At 43.4% G+C, this 22,529-nt stretch carries 17 protein-coding genes; all 17 read left to right on the top strand.

Annotated features, from left to right (window positions below):
- Positions 1-41 precede the first annotated feature (41 nt).
- Entirely contained in the window at positions 42-1,811 is a 1,770-nt protein-coding gene (locus G5B11_RS15220) for a sensor histidine kinase (RefSeq protein ID WP_173728945.1), read from the top strand.
- A complete protein-coding gene (locus tag G5B11_RS15215) occupies positions 1,808-3,346 on the top strand; it encodes a response regulator (RefSeq protein ID WP_173728944.1) in 1,539 nt (512 codons plus the stop codon). The genes G5B11_RS15220 and G5B11_RS15215 overlap by 4 nt, the downstream gene beginning before the upstream one ends.
- Before the next feature lie 119 nt (positions 3,347-3,465).
- Positions 3,466-5,475, top strand: coding sequence for an alpha-amylase family protein (locus G5B11_RS15210; RefSeq protein ID WP_173728943.1), 2,010 nt, complete (start codon positions 3,466-3,468; stop codon positions 5,473-5,475).
- A 27-nt stretch (positions 5,476-5,502) separates the two neighbouring features.
- Entirely contained in the window at positions 5,503-6,810 is a 1,308-nt protein-coding gene (locus tag G5B11_RS15205; RefSeq protein WP_173728942.1) for an ABC transporter substrate-binding protein, read from the top strand.
- 69 nt (positions 6,811-6,879) lie between these two features.
- Positions 6,880-7,776, top strand: coding sequence for a carbohydrate ABC transporter permease (locus tag G5B11_RS15200; RefSeq protein WP_173728941.1), 897 nt, complete (start codon positions 6,880-6,882; stop codon positions 7,774-7,776).
- A 15-nt stretch (positions 7,777-7,791) separates the two neighbouring features.
- Positions 7,792-8,628 (top strand): carbohydrate ABC transporter permease, encoded by an 837-nt coding sequence (locus tag G5B11_RS15195; RefSeq protein ID WP_173728940.1) that lies wholly within the window; start codon positions 7,792-7,794, stop codon positions 8,626-8,628.
- Positions 8,629-8,755: 127 nt separating this feature from the next.
- Positions 8,756-9,811: a histidinol-phosphate transaminase gene (gene hisC, locus G5B11_RS15190; RefSeq protein WP_173728939.1), complete on the top strand. Its 1,056-nt coding sequence runs from the start codon at positions 8,756-8,758 to the stop codon at positions 9,809-9,811.
- 10 nt (positions 9,812-9,821) lie between these two features.
- The gene (locus G5B11_RS15185; RefSeq protein WP_173728938.1) at positions 9,822-12,395 is read left to right on the top strand and encodes a C1 family peptidase; all 2,574 of its coding nucleotides are present in this window, start codon (positions 9,822-9,824) and stop codon (positions 12,393-12,395) included.
- A gap of 292 nt (positions 12,396-12,687) precedes the next feature.
- Positions 12,688-14,229, top strand: a complete 1,542-nt coding sequence (gene rho, locus G5B11_RS15180) for a transcription termination factor Rho (protein ID WP_173728937.1) — start codon at positions 12,688-12,690, stop codon at positions 14,227-14,229.
- 120 nt (positions 14,230-14,349) lie between these two features.
- Positions 14,350-14,553, top strand: coding sequence for a 50S ribosomal protein L31 (rpmE, locus tag G5B11_RS15175; protein WP_015541906.1), 204 nt, complete (start codon positions 14,350-14,352; stop codon positions 14,551-14,553).
- Positions 14,554-14,687: 134 nt separating this feature from the next.
- Positions 14,688-15,674 carry a DUF1385 domain-containing protein gene (locus G5B11_RS15170; protein WP_173728936.1) on the top strand — a complete coding sequence of 329 codons (987 nt, stop codon included), beginning with the start codon at positions 14,688-14,690 and terminating at the stop codon, positions 15,672-15,674.
- Positions 15,671-16,525 (top strand): peptide chain release factor N(5)-glutamine methyltransferase, encoded by an 855-nt coding sequence (prmC, locus tag G5B11_RS15165; RefSeq protein WP_158421818.1) that lies wholly within the window; start codon positions 15,671-15,673, stop codon positions 16,523-16,525. The genes G5B11_RS15170 and prmC overlap by 4 nt, the downstream gene beginning before the upstream one ends.
- A gap of 88 nt (positions 16,526-16,613) precedes the next feature.
- Entirely contained in the window at positions 16,614-17,690 is a 1,077-nt protein-coding gene (gene prfA, locus G5B11_RS15160; protein ID WP_158421817.1) for a peptide chain release factor 1, read from the top strand.
- Positions 17,691-17,766: 76 nt separating this feature from the next.
- Positions 17,767-18,678 carry a nucleotidyltransferase family protein gene (locus tag G5B11_RS15155; RefSeq protein ID WP_173728935.1) on the top strand — a complete coding sequence of 304 codons (912 nt, stop codon included), beginning with the start codon at positions 17,767-17,769 and terminating at the stop codon, positions 18,676-18,678.
- Between the two features lie 15 nt (positions 18,679-18,693).
- Positions 18,694-20,040 carry a phosphoglucosamine mutase gene (gene glmM / locus G5B11_RS15150; protein WP_173728934.1) on the top strand — a complete coding sequence of 449 codons (1,347 nt, stop codon included), beginning with the start codon at positions 18,694-18,696 and terminating at the stop codon, positions 20,038-20,040.
- 1 nt (position 20,041) lies between these two features.
- Positions 20,042-21,121: a tetratricopeptide repeat protein gene (locus G5B11_RS15145; protein WP_191868125.1), complete on the top strand. Its 1,080-nt coding sequence runs from the start codon at positions 20,042-20,044 to the stop codon at positions 21,119-21,121.
- Positions 21,122-22,354: a GTPase HflX gene (hflX, locus tag G5B11_RS15140; protein WP_173728933.1), complete on the top strand. Its 1,233-nt coding sequence runs from the start codon at positions 21,122-21,124 to the stop codon at positions 22,352-22,354.
- Positions 22,355-22,529 lie beyond the last annotated feature (175 nt).

Below are 22,529 nucleotides of genomic sequence, written 5' to 3'. Positions count from 1 at the left end.
CCAGAAAAGTCGAATACAAAAGAAATGAGGGGATAGAGGATATGCTGAAGAAAATCAAAGATAAATACCATGGTCTGTCGCTTGCGAAAAAGTTTTCGCTTACCAGCATTGTGATCATTGTAATCTCTATCTTTGTGTTGACTGTGGTGGTACAGCTTTTCTTTGAAAAATCTGTGTTGGAGATTACTGGAGAGGGCTACAGGCAGAAATTTGATGTTGCGTCAGAAAATAGCCAGAAGATATTGGAGGATGGGGAAAAAATCAGCAAGGTTCTGCTCACTGATAAATCAATACAGGAGTGGTTTCTGGAAAATGGAACAGATGAAGCCAAAAGACTTCGCCAGAAGCTACAGGTGGAGCAAAGATTGGATTATCTGGATGCACTATACCCGGAAGGTCAATACAGCAGCATTTCCGCATTTGATGAGCAGGGAGATATGGTCAATTCCAACAGGATCCGGTCAAAGGCATCTGTATACCGTCAGTTTTTTGATATAATTAAAGAAAAACAGGGAAAAAAGGGATGGCTGGATCTGTATGAACTGAATGTACCAGGATATCAGGAAACGGGCATTGCTTATCTTCGTTATTTTCGGGATTATGCTACAGGAAAGATTAAAGGCTATATTATGGTGGAATACCGTTCTCCGCTGCTGATCAGTAATTTTACTCATGTAAAATATGGAGAAACAGGAAGTTATCTGATCACAGATCAGAAAGGAAATGTAAAGATCGAGAATAATGAAGACAGCAAAAAAATGATCGAAAAAGAGTCATACTTTCAGTGGGCACTGACAGAACCGCAAGGTGGGAAAGTGTTTCTGGTGGATGGGCAAAGATGTCTTGTGACAACAGATATGATTCCAAAGCTGGACTGGATTATGATAGGGATCACTCCTGTGGATGAACTAACCAAACAGGGGAAAAATATCGTCCGTATTTTGTATGTAGTGGGGTTTTGTGCGGTACTGATCGGTGGATATGTAAGTTTCCGTTTGGCTCATAGCGTGACAAAGCCGTTGACAAAGCTTTCCCAGACAATGGAAAGGTTTGGAAAAGGAGATTTGTCGGTTCATGCACCTGTATGGTATCAGGATGAGATTGGAATGCTGTCAGAGGAATTTAATAAAATGACAGAGCAGATTCAGAGGCTGGTGGAGCAGGTTTACAAAGAACAAAAGGAAAAACGTAAGTCAGAACTTGCTGCGCTGCAGGCACAGATCAATCCACATTTTCTTTATAACACATTAAGCAGCGTGTCATCCCTGATCAAAATGAACTGCCCGGATGAGGCGTTTACCATGATCCATGCTATTGGGATGTTTTACCGCACTTCTTTAAGTGATGGTAAAACCCTGATTCCTGTGGAGCAGGAGATCACCAATATTGAAAATTATATTCAGATTCAGAAAGTACGTTACGGTGATAAAATTGATTATGAGATCCAAATTGATCCTGAAATCTACAGGGAATGGATCGTTAAGCTGACGCTGCAGCCACTGGTGGAAAATTCCATTTACCATGGAGTAAAGGCCATGCGAAAAAAAGGAATGATCAGGATTCGGGGATGGAAGGAAGGCAGTCTGGTATATCTTCAGGTATCGGATAATGGTGCTGGGATTCAGGAAGATAAAATAGACAAGCTTCTTCTTGGAAACAGTGGTGGAAAACGGTATTCTTATGGTCTGTATAATATTCAGCAAAGGATTCAGCTTTATTTTGGAAAAGAATATGGGCTTCATATAGAAAGTCATGAAGGAGAGGGAACCTGCACGACCATTTGTATTCCGACAGGGAGGAATGAGAAATGAAAGTTTTTATTGTAGATGATGAATTTTTACAGAGACAGCTGGTGAAAAAGACAGTGAACTGGGAGCAGCTGGGACTGGAGATAGCAGGGGAGGCCGAGGATGGAGAAGAGGCTCTTGAAAAAATATTGGAAGAGAAGCCGGATATTTTGATCATGGATATTAATATTCCCTACATCAATGGGATTCAGGTATCAGAAAGGGTAAAACAGGTGCTTCCCGATACGCAGGTGATCATTCTGACTGCTTACGGAGAATTTGAATATGCAAAGCAGGCATTGTCCCTGGGAGCTGTAAGCTTTGTGCTAAAGCCGGTAAACCCTGAGGAACTGACAGAGGAACTGATCAAATGTAAAGAGAAGCTGGAAAAAATACACAGTCAGAAAAGCTCTTTTCAGAAAATGAAGGAGGAAATCAATCAAAAACAAAGAGAACAATACCTGCTGGAAAGACTGTCAGGCATTGGCGGCATGGAAAAAGAGGAAAACATCCGACAGGTACTTGGAATCAGGGCGCCAGTATGCTATGTGGTTCTCCTTTTACGCTTCAAAGATAAAGAGGGGAAAGAGAAACAGCTGGAAGAAATCGGAGATATGATGCAAGACTATTTTCCAGAATATGAATGCCTGGAGATCAATCAGCAGGATGAGGTATTTTTGCTGTATGGAGAGAATCAGATGGGATATCAGCTTCAGCTTCTGAGCGCTTACCTGCAGGAGGAGATGAATCAGGGAGATGCATTCTGGGGAGGCGCAAGCCAGCCCAGGACTGCTTTTACAGAATTAAAGGAGGCTTATCAGGAAGCTTATTCTGCCGGAAGAAAGGGAAAACAGCAAAAAAGGATTCATATTTTTGAACCAATGGATATGACAACATTCCTGGGCACTGTTTCTTATGAATCAGAGGATATTAACAATCTTTTAAAGAAACGGGCATACCAGAAATATATGGATTGTGTAAGCGCATGCTTTGACAGAATGAAAAAGGAGAATGTGATCCAGCAGGCAGCCTATTATGTGGCAATGGATATCTTGGTACATTTTTCTTTATATCTGGCAGAAGAGGGGATTGATGTGGGAACCCAGGTAGAGGTTGACCAGCGGGCATTAGCCAAGCTTCAGGACTATGGAAGTACAGAAGAGATTCGGGAAATCCTGGAGATGATCCTGGAAAGGGGAAGAAGCCTTCTGGAAGGGCAGAAGATGCCGGCTACCAGGAAAAAGGTATCCGATGCAAAGGCATTTATTGATCAAAATTTTTCCAGATTTGATATGAGTCTGAATTTGGTAGCAGATGCCATTGGAGTAAATGCCAGCTATCTCAGCAATATTTTTAAAAAGGAACAAGGCTGTTCATTAAGCAAATATATTACTTCCGTTCGGTTGGAAGAGGCAAGAAAAATGATTCGGAAGTACCCAGACAAAACTCTTCTTCAGATTTCTGAGGAAGTTGGATATGGAGACGTTTATTATTTTAGTAAGAGCTTTAAAAATCAGTATGGGATAACACCCTCAAAATATTTTGAGGAATCCAAATAATTTCCCATTTGTCTAAAAAATCTACATTCACATTGAAAAATCCAGATGATAAGATATGTTCAGAAGTTGAGAGAAACAAATATATGAGACAGAACATAAGAAATGAGGAGGGGCATCTTATGAAGGAAAAAGAAATCCCATTTCGACAGATTCATCTGGATTTTCATACAAGCGAGAAGATCCAGGGAGTATGTGGGGAATTTGACGCAGAAGAATTTGCGCAGACACTGGAAGACGCTCATGTGAATTCTATTACCTTATTTTCATGTGGACATCATGGAAATCTCTATTACAATTCCAAAAAATTTCCGGAAATGATTCATCCGGGACTGGTACATAAGGATCTTCTTCGTGAACAGGCACAGGCTTGCCGGAAGCGAGGAATTCAGGTAAATCTGTACACAACGATCCGATGGAATAAAAGAGTGGCTGATGAGCATCCGGAATGGATTTGTATTGACGAAAATGGAGCACTTCAGGATTACAAGGGAAAAGGATATTTTGAAGCAGGCTTTTATAAAAATCTTTGTGTGAATACACCTTACCGGGACTTTCTGAAAGAGCAGTTCGGAGAAGTGTTGGAAACGATTCCAGGAGATGGTGTTTGGTATGATGCAGCGTTTATGAATGAATGTTGCTGTCCTACATGCCAGAAGCTGATGAGAGAACAGGGGCTAAATCCTGCAGTAAAAGAAGATCGTCAGGAATTTGCAAGATGGACTTATTACGATATGGTACGTGATTTGACTGCATTTGCAAAATCTTACAACGCTTCTTTCCACGTATGCTATAACAAAGGTCATGTAGGATATTTGGATAAACCGGTAATTGATGACTATTCTTATTTCTCTTTTGAGTCACTGCCAGGTGTGGAATGGGGATATATGGATTTCCCTGTATCTGCAAAATATATGAGAAATTTTGGAAAGGAATGTTTGGGACTTACCAGCCGATTCCATACTGAATGGGGCGATTTCCACGCATTCCGCAATGAAGCGGCTATGGAGTATGAGGTTTTTTCCATGCTGGCTCAGGGGTGTAAATGTACCATCGGAGATCAGATGGATTACTGGGGAAAATTAAACAAAGATATGTACCGGCAGATTGGACGGGTTTATGCTTCTGTAGAGGCAAAAGAGCCCTGGTGCAAGGATGCAGTTCCGCTTTCTGAAATCGGTGTATTTACAGCAGAGGAATTTTATGCAACTGGTGTAGCCGGACAGATTGTAGGAGCTTCTGAAGGAACAGCAAGGATTCTTACAGAATTGGGATATCAGTTTGATTTTATTGACAGCACCCTTGATTTTGATAAATACAGGCTTCTGATCCTGCCAGATGTGATTCCTGTGGATGAAAAGCTGGAAGAAAAATTGACTGCATATCTGGAAAAAGGCGGTAAAATACTTGCTTCTTATCATTCAGGACTTCGCACAGACAGGAAGGAATTTGGCCTTCACCAGCTGATGGTTACATATAAAGGAGAAGCTCCATACAGTCCGGATTTTATTTGGCCAAAGGAGCATTTGGCTGCAGGACTTGCAGATGCAGAGCATGTTATGTATGACAAGGGAACTTTGGTAGAGGTATCCGGAGAGACAGAATTTGTACAGAAGGTGATCCCACCGGTTTTTAACCGGACATATGAACATTTTTGCTCACATCTTCATTCACCATCCGGACGGAAAGAGGAATATCCGGGAATCGTGGAAACAAAACAGACGGCATATTTTATCCATCCGGTATTTACTACCTATCAGAATTGGGCACCTGCCTGGTATAAAAAGCTGATAGCAAATGAACTGAAAAGGCTTCTTCCAAAGCCGATGGTTTCTCACAATGGACCATTTACTACACAGGTAAATCTGCTTCGTCAGGAAAAAGAGAACCGTGATATTTTACATGTTCTTCATTATGTACCTGTTAAAAAATGTAAGAATCTGGAAATCGTGGAAGATGTGATCCCACTGGAGAACCTAAAGATGGAAGTGGAAACTGCGGGTAAGGTGGAAAAGATTTATTCCGTACCTGATCAGAAAGAGATTCCATTTATTCAGAAAGAAAACCAAGTATTTTTTGAGATTGATAAAGTAAACGGACACTTTATGGCAGCAATAAGCTATAAAAAATAATGTAATAAAAAAGGAGGATTTTACAACATGAGAAAAGGAAAAGCAATGTTAAGCGTAGCACTGGCAGCAGCAATGACACTGGGGAGTGCAGTTCCTGCACTGGCAGACGGAGACAAGACCAAGGTTGTATTTATGAGCCGTGACAGCGGAGATACACCAATAGCAAAGGTATATGAAGATCAGATTGCCCGCTTTATGGAAGAGAACCCGGACATTGAGGTTCAGAACGATTCTATCTATGAGGAAGCTGCGTACAATAACAAACTGAAGGTTGCTTTATCTACCGGCGAGACACCAAGCATTTTCTATTATCCGGCAATTGCAGGTCTGACAGAGTGGGCACAGAATGGTGTTCTTCTGGATCTTACAGATTCCCTGGATGCAGATCAGGAATGGAAGGACTCTTTCCTGGATGGAGCTTTGGAGACTTATGATCTGAGTGCATATGGAGCAGATGGAATCTATGCTTTGCCCAATGAATTGAATGTAGATGCTATTTTCTATAACAAAGCTCTTTTTGAAAAAGCAGGCATTACCGAAACTCCACAGACTATGGATGATCTTTATGATGCTATCGACAAGCTAGTAGCAGCAGGAATTACTCCATTTGGTGTAGGCGGAAAAAATACATGGGTTATGGGACACATTTTCAATAACATCCTTGCAAAACGTATCGGTAGAGAGGGCATTATAAAGCTTGGTACAGGTGAAAAGAAATGGACAGATGAGGATGTTGTAGAATGCCTGCAGATCACAAAAGATCTGAAAGAGAAAGGTGCTTTTGCAGAGGGATTTGAAGGAATGGATTACAATACACAGATGAATCAGTTCCTTACCGGAGAAGTGGCAATGATCTCTCACAGCAGCCCTATCATTCCGGAAATGCTGAACTCTGAGTCTGAGATTCTGGATGATATTTCCTTCTTCCCATTCCCATATTTTACAGACAAAGAAGAATTTAAAGATACTCATGTAGTTTATACTTCTGGCTGGATGATTTCAGGTACTATGAGTGACGAAGAAAAAGAAGCAACTTTGAAGCTGGTAAAATACATGACTACAAAGGATGCAATCCAGGAACGTATGGATGCAGCTATGCGCGTGGCTCCGTATAAAGATATTGATGCGCCGGAAGATGCACCTCAGATCTTTAAGGATATGGTAGAGTATACAGGCACAATTTCCGATTCTGTAGGTGAATATTTTGATTATGATACATGCTCTACATTAGTGGATACATCCAGAAATGGAATCCTGAATATGATGCTTTCTGATACAGCAGAAGATACAGCAGCAACAATTCAGGCAGACATTGATGCAAACCGTCCGCAATAACAAAAAGAAAGAGGAGGGGCTGCGGCCTCTCTTCTTTTTACCCAAAAACAGATGAAGGGAGAGAATTTTGTGGAAAAAATAAGAAAAAATAAAAAAATCATTTTCATTTTTCTGCTTCCTGCAGTACTGATCTATCTTTGTTTTGAAGTAATTCCTGTGATCATGTCCATTTATTTTTCTTTTAATGACTGGCCGGGAATCCAGGCAATCCCACTGAAATTTGTAGGACTGAACAATTACAAAAAATTGTTTTCCAATGGCGTTTTTCTGCAGTCTTTGAAAAATGTACTGATTTATATGATGATCAGTGTAGTACTTCAGGTACCGATCGGCTTTGGACTGGGTCTTCTGATCCATCACTTTAAAAAGTGGCAGAGATTTTTTAAGGCAGCATTTTTTATTCCAATGATCCTGTCTGTCACAGCAGTAGCACTTTTGTGGAACTTTATTTATTTTCCAACAGAAAAAGGTATTTTGAACAGCTTTCTGATCAAGCTTGGGCTGGATAGTCTGGTACATCAGTGGTTGGTAGATCCTAAAACATCTTTGATTTGTCTGATTATTGTAAGTACCTGGACCAGTGTGGGATATTATATGATCATATGTCTGGCAGGGCTCACTTCGATTCCGGATTCCGTGCTTGAAGCAGGAAGTCTGGATGGGGCAACCGGATGGAAAAAGATCCGGTATCTGTATATCCCTATGCTGTGGGAACCACTGAAGATGTCAACTATCATGGTCATTACCGGTGTACTGAAAATCTTTGATACAGTATATATTTTGACACCTACCGGCGGAACCGGAAATTCTACTATTGTACCCGCACTTCTAATGTATAATGAGGCTTATCGGTATGGACATTACGGAACAGGAAGTGCAATTGCAACTGTTATCTTTGTGTTAAGCGCATTTGTATCCATTGCCAGTCTGAAGCTGATGAACAGACGGGAAAGCATTGAATACTAAAGGAGGGACTTGTTCATGAAAAGAGAAAAAAAGCGTTCTGTAGGATTTTATGCAGGATTTATCTTATTTGTGCTGGTTGCTCTGGTGAATGTATATCCTATGGTATTTTCAATTTTCTGTTCTTTTAAGGGAAATCTGGAGATCTTCTCTTCCTTTACCTCCCTTCCCAAGAAACTGCGAATTGAAAATTATGCAACTGCATGGAATATCGGAAATATCGGCAGATACTTTCTGAATACGCTGATTTTGGCAGCAGGTACACTGCTGGTGTCCGGTCTGTTTGGGGCTATGGCTTCCTATATTCTTGCAAAATTTACGTTCAAAGGAAAATCTAAGTGGTATCTGTTGTTTATCGCAGGGATGATGATCCCAATCCAGGCTGTGTTGATTCCGCTTTCTTATATCTTTGGAAAGCTGGGAATAATGAATAATTATCCTGTTCTGATTCTTTTATATTCGGCTTTTTGTTTTCCTATGACCATACTGATTCTTACCGGATTTATGAACAGTATTCCAACAGAATTGGAAGAGGCTATGGTGATTGATGGGGCAGGTATTGGACAGGTGTTTTTTGGAATGATTATTCCGTTATCTATGCCTGGTATCATCAGTGTTTCCATTTTTAATTTTATTCAAGTATGGAATAACTTGTTATTCCCACTGATCTTTGTATCTGATAAGAATAAAGGAACCATTTCAATGGGACTTCTGGCTTTTTTTGGAGAGTACAGTACGGATTACAGTGCAAGCATGGCAGGAATCTGTCTGACCACTATACCAGTGATCATTGCTTATATCTTCTTCCAGGAGAAAATTGAAAACGGACTGATGAGTGGCGCCATCAAAGGATAAAGCCGATTTTGGAAGTTACCTGCCTTCAAAAACCTATGTTCCCGGTTTGACAAAGAACTGATTAATGGGTACAATACCCAATAATAGCAGTTATAAACAGGCATGCATAAAGAAAGGAAGTTGACAGATGACAAACTGGGAAAGAAACATCCGGAAGGTTGTGCCATATACACCTGGGGAGCAGCCCAATCAGCCGGATATGATCAAATTAAATACAAACGAAAATCCGTATCCTCCTGCACCAAAGGTACAGCAGGTGCTTAAAGAGATGAATGCAGGGGATCTGAGGCTGTATCCGGATCCAAGTGCAGGGGCTTTGGTAAAAGCCATCGCAGATTATTACGGATTGAACGAAGATCAGGTTTTTGTAGGCGTTGGCTCAGATGATGTGCTGGCCATGAGCTTTCTTACCTTTTTTAACGGAGAAAAACCTGTCCTTTTCCCAGATATTACATATTCCTTTTATGATGTGTGGGCAGAGCTTTTCAGGATCCCATATGAAAGACCTGCTTTGGATGACAGCTTTCATATTAAGAAAGAAGATTATTTCAAAGAAAATGGCGGGATCATTTTCCCTAATCCCAATGCGCCTACCGGTGTAGAGCTTCCGCTTCAGGATATAGAAGAGATCCTGAAGGCCAATCCAGGATCTGTTGTGATCGTAGATGAAGCGTATATTGATTTTGGAGCACATTCCGCACTGCCTCTGATCAGCAAATATGACAACCTTCTGGTTGTGCAGACCTTTTCCAAGTCCAGATCTATGGCGGGTATGCGTATTGGCTTTGCATGCGGCAATTCGGTGCTGATCAAATATTTGAACGATGTAAAATATTCTTTTAATTCCTATACCATGAACCGTACTTCTCTGGCAGCAGGTGTAGCAGCTATTGGGGATCGTGATTATTTTGAAGACACCTGTCAGAAGATCATGGATACAAGGGAATGGACGCAAAAAGAATTAAAAGCACTTGGATTTACATTCCAGGATTCAAAAGCCAACTTTATTTTTGCCGCTCATAAAACCTGTCCTGCTAAACAGATTTTTGAAGCACTGCGGGCAAAGCATATTTATGTAAGATATTTCGCAAAACCAAGGATAGACAATTATCTTAGGATCAGTATTGGCACCAGAGAAGAGATGGAGCAGTTGATCCGGTTTCTTAAGGACTATCTTGCGTAAAGGAGGTTAAATGAGAAAAAAGAATATTTGGAAACAGCTTCTTTGCCTGACACTTTCCGGAGTTTTGCTTCTGGGAAGTGCCCATGTGTCAGGTGAGGAGCTTTTTTCAGAATCAGAAGATTCGTTGTATACAGGCGTGGAAGCGCAGGATTTTTCAGAGGAGGAAGAGCAGGTTCAGGATGTGCCTGCAGAAGAAGATGCAACCCAGGTTCAAGATGTTTTTGAGGATGAATCAGAAGAAACGGATGATGAAGCCGGAGCATTTCAGTCGGTAAATGAGCAGTCTGAGGATCCTTTTTCCTCTGGGGAAGTGACAGAAGAGGACAGCCAGGTTCTTACCGAAGAAGAGATCGCAGCCCAGAAGGCACCAATGGAGGGGCTTTCTCCTATTCTGGTAGTGGAGGATCCGGTTTCTATATCTTCCGGGATTTCGGGTAGAAGCCGTTCTTATGGAAGCAGTTTGCCTTCACGGTATGATACCAGAGGGGCATATACATCCCCGGTGAAGAACCAGAAGCCTTACGGTATGTGCTGGGCATTTACCACTGCTGCAGGTATAGAGACGTCTCTTCTTATGAAAGGACAGGGGCTTTATGATCTGTCAGAAGAACATCTTGCCTATTTTTTTGCAAACAGACTGAATGATCCGCTGGGAAATACAGCGAACGATAAAAATATTGTTTCCGGAAGCTACCGGGAGGGAGGAAATCAAGTCCTTGCTTCCCTTTTTCTGTCTACATGGTCAGGAATGGGTCTGGAATCCCAGGCTCCTTACCCTACAGATGCAACGCATACGGAACAGTATGATATCAAGCCGTCCACTTCACTGGCATACCAGACATCTGCATATCTGACGGATGCAGTATTTTCCGGATATGATGTAGGAAAGATCAAGGAACTGATCTATCAGTATGGGGCAGTAGGAATGTCCCTTTGGCTGGATGGATCCTATTATGATGCCATAAACTATACGTATGGTTATCCCTATGAGGGATCCGGTGCCAATCATGCAGTAACACTGGTTGGATGGGATGATTCCTTCGATAAAAATAATTTCCCTGCTGCTTCCAAGGTGACAAGGAACGGTGCCTGGATCGCCAAGAACAGCTGGGGAAGTGAATGGGGAGACGGGGGATATTTTTATATCTCTTACGACAATAAATCCAATTATAATATTGTGGCAGAAGGGGCAACGGCTGCACCGGCTTATTCCAATAATTATTTTTATGACGGGTCCAGTGCCTTAAGCAGCCTGTCTTTGAAAAAGCAGACCGCATCTTCCGGAGCCACCATGGCTGCCAATGTATTTACTGCAACCGCAGGAAATGGAAACGGAGAAGTTCTGGGGGAGGTGGTGCTTGCCACCCACAGTGATGCAGGGCTTTTTGGTATACAGGTATATACCAATCTGACCAATCCGGTGGATCCTACCAGTGGTATTCCTGCATACAGCACACCGGTCCAATTCTATCAGACCTATGCAGGGATTTCTACAGTGAAGGTTCCAGAGGTCACACTGACCCAGGGTTCCATGTATTCTGTTGTGGTCACCAATCTTGGAAGCAGCAGTATTGATTTCTTATGCGAAACAGAAGGCAATTACAGCTGGGTAAGATTCCAGCCTGGTCTTACTATAGAACAAAGCTTTGCCTACAACAGTAAAGACGGATGGTCTGATCTGTATGAAGATGGCATGTGTCTGAGAATTAAAGCTCATACACGCACGCTATCCGGTCCTGTAACAATATCTGCACCTGGATCCCTTACAGCTGCTTCTGCTTCCTATAAGCAGATCAATCTTTCCTGGTCAGCAGTAAGTGGTGTTTCCGGCTATGAGATTTATCGGAAAGCAAAAGGCGGCTCCTACCAGAAGCTGGGTAATACATCCTATGGAACCACCAGCTACAAAGATGGAAGTGCACAGTATGGAGTTACCTACACCTATAAGGTACGAGCCTATACGAGTGTAAGCAGTGGGAAGCTGTACAGCAGCTTTTCCGGGGAAAAGTCTGCAAAGGCAGCACTGGCAGTACCAATGGTTTCTGTAAAAGTATCCGGCAGCATGTATAATAATGTAAACTGGACAAAAAGCTATGGGGCTCAGGGCTATGTAGTGTATCGGAAAGTGTCCAAAGGAAAATGGAAACGGATCGCTACTTTAAAAGGATCTTCTGTACTTTCCTATAAGGATAAAAAAATTTCAGCCACAACGGTTTATGAATATGCTGTTCGTGCATATCGAAAGATCAATGGAAAGAATGTGACCAGCGGTTATAAATCTTCTGGAAAATATAAGTCTGCAGCTGCCCGTCAGAAGGTTTCTTCTGTGACAAATACCAGATATGGACTTCGGATCCGGTGGAAGGCTCAGACAAAGTGTGACGGTTATTTCCTTTACCGCAGGGAAGGCAAAGGGAAATGGAAACGAATCGGGAAAGTTTCTTCCGGAAAGCGCTCTGTGTACTTTGACAATACAGTGAAAAAAGGAAAAAGCTATGCTTATTATGTAAGGGCTTACGTAAAAGAGCCTTATGGGATCGTAGCCGGACGATATACGAAATCGGCTGCAGTCCGCAAGAAATAAGGACTTTTCGTAACTGCTCAGTATCCTTACAGTTACGACTTTTTCATTAATAAAAAGCCTGTCGTTCAACGAAAAATGTCGATAAGATCTTATTGAAAAGAGAAACCTACTCAATGTATAATTGTTACTGTGATATTACCAGTAAACAGTTACCCCAAAATACAGTAAGTAGCAGCCTGCAAATACAGTGGTGGACAGACATTGCAAAATGTGGTAGAATATCCTAATCAGAAATTCCATGTCACTTCTGACGACGCATCCCCATTTTTTTATTGAGAGGTAAAGAATTGTAATGAGAGAAAAATATGAATCGTTGTCGCTGGCAACTCTAAAAGAACTGGCAAAAGCAAGAGGCCTGAAAGGGGTATCTGCACTTCGGAAGCCGGAACTGGTCCAGCGGATGTTAGAGGAAGATGAGAAAGAAAGCTCGCTTCAAAATGAAAATACACCCAAGGGAAGAGAAGAAGTAAAGAAGGAGAGCAGACCGGAGACAAAGCCAGAGGTCAGAAGTGAGAGCAGACCGGAGACAAAGCCAGAGGTCAGAAGTGAGAGCAGACCAGAGACAAAGCCAGAGGTCAGAAGTGAAAGCAGACCGGAGACAAAACAAGAGGTCAGAAGTGAGAGCAGACCGGAGATGAAGCAAGAGGTCAGAAGTGAGAGCAGACCAGAAATAAAGTCAGAGGGAAAAGGGGAAGCTGCTCAGCTGGACAGTGGTGAGAAGGCTAACGGGATCCTGGAAGTCCTTCCGGATGGATATGGATTTATCCGCTGTGAGAATTATCTGCCTGGAGATAATGACATTTATGTGTCCCCATCCCAGATCCGCCGATTTAATCTGAAGACAGGCGATATTATCCAGGGGAACATAAGGATCAAGACCCAGGGAGAAAAATTCAGCGCACTTCTTTATGTAACATCCCTCAATGGATTACATCCAAGTGAAGGACCCAAAAGATATAATTTTGAGGATATGACGCCTATATTCCCTAATCAGCGTCTCATCCTGGAACGGCCAGGCGGCACAGTTGCCATGAGGATCGTAGATCTGATCAGTCCCATCGGCAAGGGCCAGAGAGGTATGATCGTATCGCCTCCAAAAGCCGGTAAAACTACACTTCTGAAGGACGTAGCCAAGTCCATTTTGAGAAATAATAAAGACATGCATTTGATCATTCTTCTTATTGATGAGAGACCAGAGGAGGTAACGGATATCCGGGAGGCTATCTACGGACCTAACGTGGAAGTGATCTATTCTACTTTTGATGAGCTTCCGGAGCATCATAAGAGGGTATCCGAGATGGTGATCGAGCGTGCCAGACGTTTGGTAGAACATAAGAAAGATGTAACCATCCTTTTGGATTCTATTACAAGACTTGCCCGTGCCTACAATCTGATCATTCCGCCAAGCGGCAGGACGCTTTCCGGCGGTCTTGATCCTGCGGCACTTCATATGCCGAAGCGGTTCTTTGGTGCTGCCCGTAACATGCGGGAAGGCGGCAGCCTGACCATTCTTGCTACGGCACTTGTAGATACTGGCAGCAAGATGGATGATGTGATTTATGAGGAATTTAAAGGTACCGGTAATATGGAACTGATCCTTGACAGGAAGCTGCAGGAGAAGCGGGTGTTTCCGGCCATTGATATCCAGAAGTCCGGTACAAGGCGTGAGGATCTGCTGCTTAGCCGTGAAGAACAGGAAGCAGTATATATTATGCGTAAAGGCCTAAACGGCATGAAGTCCGAGGATGCAGTAGAACAGATTCTGAATATGTTTGCACGCACGAAAACAAATGCAGAATTTGTCCAAACCATTAAAAAACAGAAAATTTTATAAATAACTTGCATTTCCAGATTCAGTATGATATAATCAAAAAGCTGTTTAATAGTGAATTTGTCGATTTCCCACCAGTGGAAGTCGAGAAGGAAATAGAACGAATACAGAGAGGTGAAAATCATGAGAGAAGGAATCCATCCGAATTATTATCAGGCAACAGTAACCTGCAACTGTGGAAATACATTTGTTACAGGATCTACTAAGAAAGATATCCACGTAGAAATCTGTTCTAAATGCCATCCATTCTACACAGGCCAGCAGAAGGCTGCTCAGGCTCGCGGACGTATTGATAAGTTCAATAAGAAATATGGCCTGAACAAATAATTAGAAGAATAAGGTACAGTGAGAAGGTTGAGGTTGGGAAATCTCAACCTTTCTTTGTTATCAGGGATTATTGTCAGGGCTTTTTGCCCCGGCATCTTCTTATTTTACATTTACAGGGAGAATATAATAATATAATGAGATCATCCAACATTGGCGGCCAGGCAGTTATGGAAGGCATCATGATGCGTCATAAGGACAAGTATTCCATCGCTGTGCGCAGGCCGGATAAAGAAATCGAATTAAAGGTTGAGGATTACAAATGCATTTTCGGTAACGGGAAGCTCTGGAAAAAACCTATCATCCGTGGAGTTGTCAGCTTTGTGGAGTCTCTGGTGATAGGTACCAAGTGCCTGATGTTTTCAGCTGAGATTGCAGGAGATGAGGAAGACGAGGAAGAGACAAAGAAAAATCAGCAGCTGACAGCAGAAGAACTGGAAGCTAAGAAAGTAAAAGAGGATAAGCAGTTTCGTTGGCTTCTTTACGGAACTGTAGCGGTATCTGTGGTGATTTCAGTGGCTGCATTTATGCTTCTGCCTTATGCACTTGCCAGCCTGATCCGTAAGGTAGGGGCATCGGAAGTGCTTGTAACCATTGCAGAAGCTTTTGTAAAGATGGCATTGTTTATGGGCTATATGCTCCTGATCTCCAGGATGAAGGATATCCAGAGAACCTTTATGTATCACGGAGCTGAACACAAATGTATCAACTGTGTGGAGCATGGGCTTCCCCTTACAGTAGAGAATGTACTGAAAAGCTCCAGACTGCACAGAAGGTGCGGCACCAGCTTTTTGTTTCTGGTTATGCTGGTAAGTATTTTCCTGCACTTTATTTTTGTGTTGGTACCAGGTTACTGGATGCGCCTGTTTGGACGTCTTCTGATGGTGCCTATTGTTGCAGGCGTTTCCTTTGAGATCATCCAGTGGGCAGGACGTACAGACAGCAAGTTTGCAGAGATCATGAGCAAGCCGGGACTGGCCATGCAGAAGTTTACAACCAAGGAGCCTACCGCAGATATGGCAGAGGTTGCCATTAAGGCAGTGGAAGCTGTATTTGACTGGAGAGCATATTTGAAAGAAGAGTTTGGCCTGGATGTACCTTTGGCAGAAGAGAAAGAATCATGAGTTCTTTTGAAGAATTACTGAAAAATGGGAAAAAGATCCTGGAGGGATCCGGAATCACAGAAGCCGGGCTGGATGCCTGGCTCCTTCTGGAATACGTGACCGGTAAAAACAGAGCCTGGTATTTTGCACATTCAGATGAAATGGCAGATTCAAAGGAAGCAATCCGGTATCAGGAACTGATCCGCAAAAGAAGCAGCCATATTCCATTACAGCATCTGACTCATCAGGCTTTTTTCATGGGATATGAATTTTATGTGGATCAGCATGTGCTGGTACCCAGGCAGGATACAGAGGTGCTGGTAGAGACAGCACTGGAAGCTATGCAAGGCCGGAAGGATCTGCAGATTCTTGATATGTGTACCGGGTCCGGATGTATTTTATTCAGTCTGCTTCTGGAAAAGCCGGACAGCACAGGTACAGGAGTGGATCTGTCTTTGGAGGCACTTGAAGTAGCAAGGAGGAACAGAAGGCAGCTAGAGCTGGATGGTCGGGCGGAGCTTTTACAAAGTGATCTGTTCTCTGCAAAGGAGCTTAAGGACGGCAGACAGTATGACATCCTTATTTCCAACCCACCGTACATTCCTACCAAAGAGATTGATACACTTATGGAAGAAGTAAAGTCTCATGATCCTAGGCTTGCCCTTGACGGTCATGAAGACGGTCTGTATTTTTACAGAAAGATCTGTACAGAGGGAAGGATATATTTGAAAAAAGGAGGTTGGCTCCTTTTTGAGATAGGTTGTGACCAGGGAAAGGATGTGGCAGAGCTTATGGAGGCTGCCGGTTTTTCTGAGGTACAGAGAAAGAAAGATCTGTCCGGTCTGGACAGAGTTGTATTTGGAAAATGGTAATTGTTGGTAACTATTTGACAGGAAGTAACTGTGAATGTATTGGACAGCTGCAATTGTTGTTTACACGGTATATGAGTAAGGAGACACTATGTTTGATAAATTGGATGATCTGCTTCTGCGATTTGAAGAGGTCCTGAATGAGCTTGGAGAACCACAGGTAACAGCCAATCAGGAGCGTTTCCAGAAGCTGATGAAAGAGCAGAGCGATCTGCAGCCTATCGTTGAGGCTTACAGAGAATATAAGAAAAATAAAGAAACCGTTCAGGACAGTCTTTCCATGCTGGAAGAGGAGAAGGACGAGGATATGCGGGAAATGCTGAAAGATGAATTGTCTGAGGCAAAGAAGAGGATCGAAGAACTGGAGCATGAGCTGAAGATTCTGTTGCTTCCCAAGGATCCTAATGATAATAAGAATGTTATCGTTGAGATCCGTGCAGGAGCAGGTGGAGATGAGGCGGCGCTTTTTGCTTCTGAGATCTACCGTATGTATGTAAAATATGCAGAATCAAGACGGTGGAAAACCGAAATGATGAGCCTGAATGAGAACGGGATCGGTGGTTTTAAGGAAGTTACCTTTATGATCAATGGTGCAGGGGCTTATTCCAGACTGAAATATGAAAGCGGCGTACACAGGGTACAGCGTGTGCCTGAAACGGAATCCGGCGGCAGGATACACACCTCTACCTGTACAGTGGCGATCATGCCGGAGGCAGAAGAGATCGATTTCCATCTGGATCTGAATGACTGTAAGTTTGATGTATTCCGTGCATCCGGTAATGGCGGCCAGTGTGTCAATACTACGGACTCTGCTGTACGTCTTACCCATATCCCTACAGGAATCGTGATTTCCTGTCAGGATGAAAAGTCCCAGCTGAAGAATAAAGACAAGGCTTTAAAGGTGCTGCGTTCCCGGTTGTATGAGATGGAACTGGCAAAGCAGCATGATGCAGAGGCTGAAGCCAGAAGAAGCCAGATCGGTACAGGAGACAGATCTGAGAAGATCCGTACCTACAATTTTCCACAGGGAAGGGTGACAGATCACAGGATCAAGCTTACGCTTCATCGTCTGGACAGTATCCTTGGAGGAGATCTGGATGAGATCATTGATAGTCTGATCGCGGCTGATCAGGCTGCTAAATTAAGCAAAATGAGTGAAGAGAACTGAACAGAGGCTGGCTTTCTGTTATAATGGTAATGAGGAAATCGGAAACAGATATATTTATTTACATGGAGGGTTGATTATGAAGAAAACAGCGTTGGCGATTATGGCAGCTGGTGTTGGCAGCAGATTTGGCAATGGGATCAAACAGCTTGCCCCGGTAGGACCGAAAGGTGAGATCATTATGGATTACTCTATTCGTGATGCACTGGAGGCAGGCTTTAACAAGATCGTATTTATTATCCGCAGGGATCTGGAAGAAGAATTTCGGGCTACCATCGGTGCCAGAGTAGAGAAGATCGCAGAAGTGGCTTATGCGTTCCAGGAGCTTGACGATCTGCCGGAAGGCTTTGAAAAACCAGAGGGACGTACAAAGCCATGGGGGACAGGCCAGGCGGTTTTATGTGCAAAGGATGTGCTTACAGAGCCCTTCGCCGTGATCAATGCAGATGATTACTACGGAAAAGAAGCCTACGTAAAGGTACATGATTATCTGGTATCAGAGCACCCGCAGGATGGGATCACCCATATCTGTATGGCAGGCTTCAGGTTGGGCAATACCTTAAGTGATAACGGAAGCGTTACCAGAGGAGTATGTCATGTAGAGGATGGCAGGCTTACCGGTGTAACGGAAACACATAACATTTTTAAAACAGAGACAGGAGCAGAATCAAGGGAAGAGGGCCATGTTACCCCGCTGGATACGTCCTCCCTTGTGTCTATGAATATGTGGGGACTGACTCCTGAGTTTATGGAGATCCTGCATAAAGGATTTATTGAATTCCTTGGAGATATGCAGCCGGGAGAGCTAAAAAATGAATATCTTCTTCCGGTGCTGATCGATGAACTTCTTCACGCAGGTAAGGTACAGGTAGATGTACTGGAATCCAGGGATACCTGGTTTGGTGTCACCTACCAGGAGGACAAAGAAGTGGTTATGAAGGCATTCAAAGATCTAACAGAAGCAGGCGTTTATCCGAACGGCCTGTATTGAGAGGAGACTTAAGCAATGGGAAAATATTTCGGAACAGATGGTTTTCGCGGAGAAGCAAATGTTAAGCTGACAGTAGATAATGCTTTTAAGGTTGGGCGTTACGTGGGATGGTATTATGGCCGGAAACACAAAGCAAAGATCGTGATCGGCAAGGATACCAGACGAAGCAGTTATATGTTTGAGTATGCGCTGGTAGCCGGACTTACAGCTTCAGGAGCAGATGCATATCTTCTTCATGTGACTACTACTCCCAGTGTTTCATTTGCAGTACGTACAGAGGATTTTGACTGCGGTATTATGATTTCAGCCAGCCATAACCCTTTTTATGATAATGGGATCAAGCTGTTAAACGGTAATGGGCAGAAAATCGAAGCAGAGATCGAAGCCAGGATCGAGGCATATCTGGACGGAGAGATCGAGGAGCTTCCACTGGCAACCGGTGCAGATATTGGACGTACTGTGGATTTTGCATCCGGACGTAACCGCTATATCGGTTATCTGATCTCTATCCCAAGCCGTGATTTCAAGAATGTAAGGGTTGGTCTGGATTGTGCAAACGGCAGTTCTTCCGCCATTGCAAAAAGTGTTTTTGATGCTCTTCAGGCAAAGACCTATGTGATCAATAATACACCGGATGGCACCAACATTAATACAAACTGTGGTTCCACCCATATTGAGGTTTTACAGAAATTTGTGGTAGACAAAGGGCTGGATATCGGATTTGCTTATGATGGGGATGCAGACCGCTGTATCGCTGTGGATCACAGAGGAAATGTGATCGATGGTGATAAGATCATGTATGTATGCGGTAAATACCTGAAAGAAGAAGGAAAGCTGAATGGAAATAAGGTTGTGACCACGGTTATGTCCAATCTTGGCCTTTACAAAGCTTTTGACCGGGAAGGCATAGGCTATGAACAGACTGCTGTAGGTGACAAATATGTTGCAGAGAATATGCTGGAAAATAATTACAGCATTGGAGGAGAGCAGTCCGGACATATTATTTTCAGCAGATATGCAGCTACAGGAGATGGTATCCTTACCTCTCTGATGCTGATGGAGGCATGCGTGGAAAAGAAAGCCACTCTTTGCGATCTGGCAAAGGAGATGAAGGTGTATCCCCAGGTGCTGAGAAATGTGCGTGTGGCTGACAAGCAGACTGCAAGGGAGAACCCAAAGGTGAAAGCAGCTGTTGAAAAGGCAGCAAAAGAGTTGGGAGATGGCGGACGTATCCTTGTCCGTGAAAGCGGTACAGAGCCTTTGATCCGTGTTATGGTGGAGGCTGAGTCTGATGAAACATGCCACAAATATGTAGACGATGTTGTAAAGGTGATAGAAGCTGAAGGACTGATCGTAGAATAAGATGAAAATAAAAAGAACAGCAGCGATTCTGGCAGCCTGTATGGGGATCAGTCTTCTTGCAGGCTGCGGGGATGACAATCAGAAAATTTTTGAACAGGCAGATAAAGACCTGGCACAGGGAAGCTATGAATATGCCAGAGAAGGATATCTTACTTCTGTGCAGAACAAAGTAAAGCTGCCCCTCTCTTACCGGGGCGCAGGGATTGCCAGCCTGCGTCTTGGAGATTACCAGGATGCCATCCAGAATTTTGTCAGTGCCCTTGCATGTGAGAATACAGGAAAGGCTCTTGCAAAGGATATCCTTGCTTATAAGGCTACAGCAGAGATAAAAGCCGGATCCTATGAAGATGCAATGGCAGACTGCCAGACACTGATCAAGGATCATGATATGGATGCAGATACCTGGTTTCTTGCCGGTAATGCAGCATTGCTGCTGGACTCCTATGAGGAAGCAGCTTCTGATTTTGGGAAATCCTTTGATGCAGATCCTACCTATGACCGGGCGATCCGGATTTACGGTATTTATCTTGATCAGGATATGGAAGCAGACGGTACAACTTATCTGGAAGCTGCTCTTAAAAAGGAAACCAAGGATTCAGAAAGTCATTGCGATAAGGGCCGGATCTATTATTACATGGAAGATTATGACAATGCCAGACAGGAACTGACCCAGGCTGCAAACGACGGAGAAGAGGAAGCAGATCTTCTTCTGGGAATGGTTTATCTGGCACAGAATGATATTTCCAATGCAAGGACCATGTTCCAGAATTATGTGGAAGCTTCTGTGGGAGATGGTGACACTAAAGATGGATACAGTCCGGCCAAAGGCTACAATGGCCTTGCCTTGTGCGATATTGCAGAGGGTAATTATGATTCTGCACTGACGAATATATCCAGCGGGATCACAGTTTCAGATACAGACGATCTGCAAAGCCTTCTGTTTAATGAAGTGATCGCCTATGAAAAGAAGCTGGATTTTGCATCTGCCCTTGATAAGGCGCAGACTTATGTGGGTATGTATCCGGATGATGCAGATGGGCAGAAGGAAGTGGCTTTTCTGAAAACAAGGACAGGAGCATAGATGGAATATATAAATGAGATTGAAGAACGGGTGATCCTGGTTGGTGTACAGGTAGGGGATGAGGATACACAGCAGTCCCTGGATGAACTGGAAGAGCTGGCAGATACAGCAGGAGCCATTACCACCGGTAAGATCATCCAGAGCCGTGAGGCTGTTCATCCGGGGACATATATCGGAAAGGGAAAGATAGAAGAGGTACGTTCTCTGATGCTGGCTGTGGATGCCACAGGCATTATCTGTGATGATGAGCTGTCCCCGGCACAGATGAATAATCTGGAGCATGAACTGGAATGCAAGGTTATGGACAGGACGCTTCTGATCCTGGATATTTTTGCAAAGCATGCAACCACAAGTGAAGGTAAGATCCAGGTAGAGCTGGCGCAGCTGCGGTACAGAAGTGCCCGCCTGGTGGGGCTTCGCGCTTCCTTATCCAGACTGGGAGGCGGTATTGGCACAAGAGGCCCGGGAGAGAAAAAGCTGGAAACAGACCGTCGTCTGATCCGCAAAAGGATCACTGCCCTGAAAGAAGAACTTTCCCAGGTGGAACGCCACCGGGAACTTTTGCGTACAGGCAGAAGCCGGGGAAATCTGAAGACTGCAGCTATTGTAGGATATACAAATGCAGGAAAGTCTACCCTTCTGAATGCATTAACAGGATCCCAGGTACTTTCCCAGGATAAGCTTTTTGCCACCCTGGATCCTACCACCAGGTCACTGACCCTGGAAGACGGGCAGCAGCTGCTTCTTACAGATACAGTGGGTTTTATCCGTAAGCTTCCCCACAATCTGGTGGAGGCCTTCAAAAGTACTTTGGAAGAAGCAAAGTATGCAGATTATATTATTCATGTGGCAGATGTTTCCAATCCGCAGGTTGAGCTGCAGATGCATGTGGTTTATGATACCTTAAGGGAATTGGGGGCAGATGGCAAGAAGACCATCACTGTTTTCAATAAACAGGATGTAGCCGGAGACGTGACGGTTCGCGATCTTCGGGCTGATTATACAGTTAAGACCTCTGCAAAGACAGGAGAAGGCCTGCAGGAACTGCAAGAACTGCTGGGAAAACTGATCTCAGAGGAACTGCTTTATGTAGAACGGGTATTTCCATATCAGGAAGCCGGGAAAATACAGCTGATCCGTGAGAACGGACAGCTTTTGTCAGAAGAATATACTGAAAATGGGATCCATGTGAAAGCCAGGGTCCCAAAAGAAATCTATCATAAAGTAATATAACAAAGCAGAAGACTCCCTAAATCCCTTAATTATTAAGGGCACTGAAAAACTTCCATTTTTTCTTAAGTGGAAGTTTTTCTTTTATATTTTTTCAATTTTTTTTTAGAAAAAGCACAAAAAAGCTATGGCTTACTCCATAGCCAGCTCTTCTAATCTTACTATTCGTTTTACATTT

The sequence above is a fragment of the Blautia glucerasea genome (assembly GCF_013304385.1).
GTDB classification, from domain to species: Bacteria; Bacillota; Clostridia; order Lachnospirales; family Lachnospiraceae; genus Blautia_A; species Blautia_A ammoniilytica.
The sequence above is the reverse complement of the archived record's forward strand: the minus strand, read 5'-3'. Positions and strand labels throughout refer to the sequence as shown.

Excerpts from the sequence above, each read along its gene's own strand:
- G5B11_RS15220 (WP_173728945.1), top strand. The coding sequence starts at position 42 with ATGCTGAAGAAAATCAAAGATAAATACCATGGTCTGTCGCTTGCGAAA.
- G5B11_RS15215 (WP_173728944.1), top strand. The coding sequence starts at position 1,808 with ATGAAAGTTTTTATTGTAGATGATGAATTTTTACAGAGACAGCTGGTG.
- G5B11_RS15210 (WP_173728943.1), top strand. The coding sequence starts at position 3,466 with ATGAAGGAAAAAGAAATCCCATTTCGACAGATTCATCTGGATTTTCAT.
- G5B11_RS15205 (WP_173728942.1), top strand. The coding sequence starts at position 5,503 with ATGAGAAAAGGAAAAGCAATGTTAAGCGTAGCACTGGCAGCAGCAATG.
- G5B11_RS15195 (WP_173728940.1), top strand. The coding sequence starts at position 7,792 with ATGAAAAGAGAAAAAAAGCGTTCTGTAGGATTTTATGCAGGATTTATC.
- hisC (WP_173728939.1), top strand. The coding sequence starts at position 8,756 with ATGACAAACTGGGAAAGAAACATCCGGAAGGTTGTGCCATATACACCT.
- G5B11_RS15185 (WP_173728938.1), top strand. The coding sequence starts at position 9,822 with ATGAGAAAAAAGAATATTTGGAAACAGCTTCTTTGCCTGACACTTTCC.
- rho (WP_173728937.1), top strand. The coding sequence starts at position 12,688 with ATGAGAGAAAAATATGAATCGTTGTCGCTGGCAACTCTAAAAGAACTG.
- rpmE (WP_015541906.1), top strand. The coding sequence starts at position 14,350 with ATGAGAGAAGGAATCCATCCGAATTATTATCAGGCAACAGTAACCTGC.
- G5B11_RS15170 (WP_173728936.1), top strand. The coding sequence starts at position 14,688 with ATGAGATCATCCAACATTGGCGGCCAGGCAGTTATGGAAGGCATCATG.
- prmC (WP_158421818.1), top strand. The coding sequence starts at position 15,671 with ATGAGTTCTTTTGAAGAATTACTGAAAAATGGGAAAAAGATCCTGGAG.
- prfA (WP_158421817.1), top strand. The coding sequence starts at position 16,614 with ATGTTTGATAAATTGGATGATCTGCTTCTGCGATTTGAAGAGGTCCTG.
- G5B11_RS15155 (WP_173728935.1), top strand. The coding sequence starts at position 17,767 with ATGAAGAAAACAGCGTTGGCGATTATGGCAGCTGGTGTTGGCAGCAGA.
- glmM (WP_173728934.1), top strand. The coding sequence starts at position 18,694 with ATGGGAAAATATTTCGGAACAGATGGTTTTCGCGGAGAAGCAAATGTT.
- G5B11_RS15145 (WP_191868125.1), top strand. The coding sequence starts at position 20,042 with ATGAAAATAAAAAGAACAGCAGCGATTCTGGCAGCCTGTATGGGGATC.
- hflX (WP_173728933.1), top strand. The coding sequence starts at position 21,122 with ATGGAATATATAAATGAGATTGAAGAACGGGTGATCCTGGTTGGTGTA.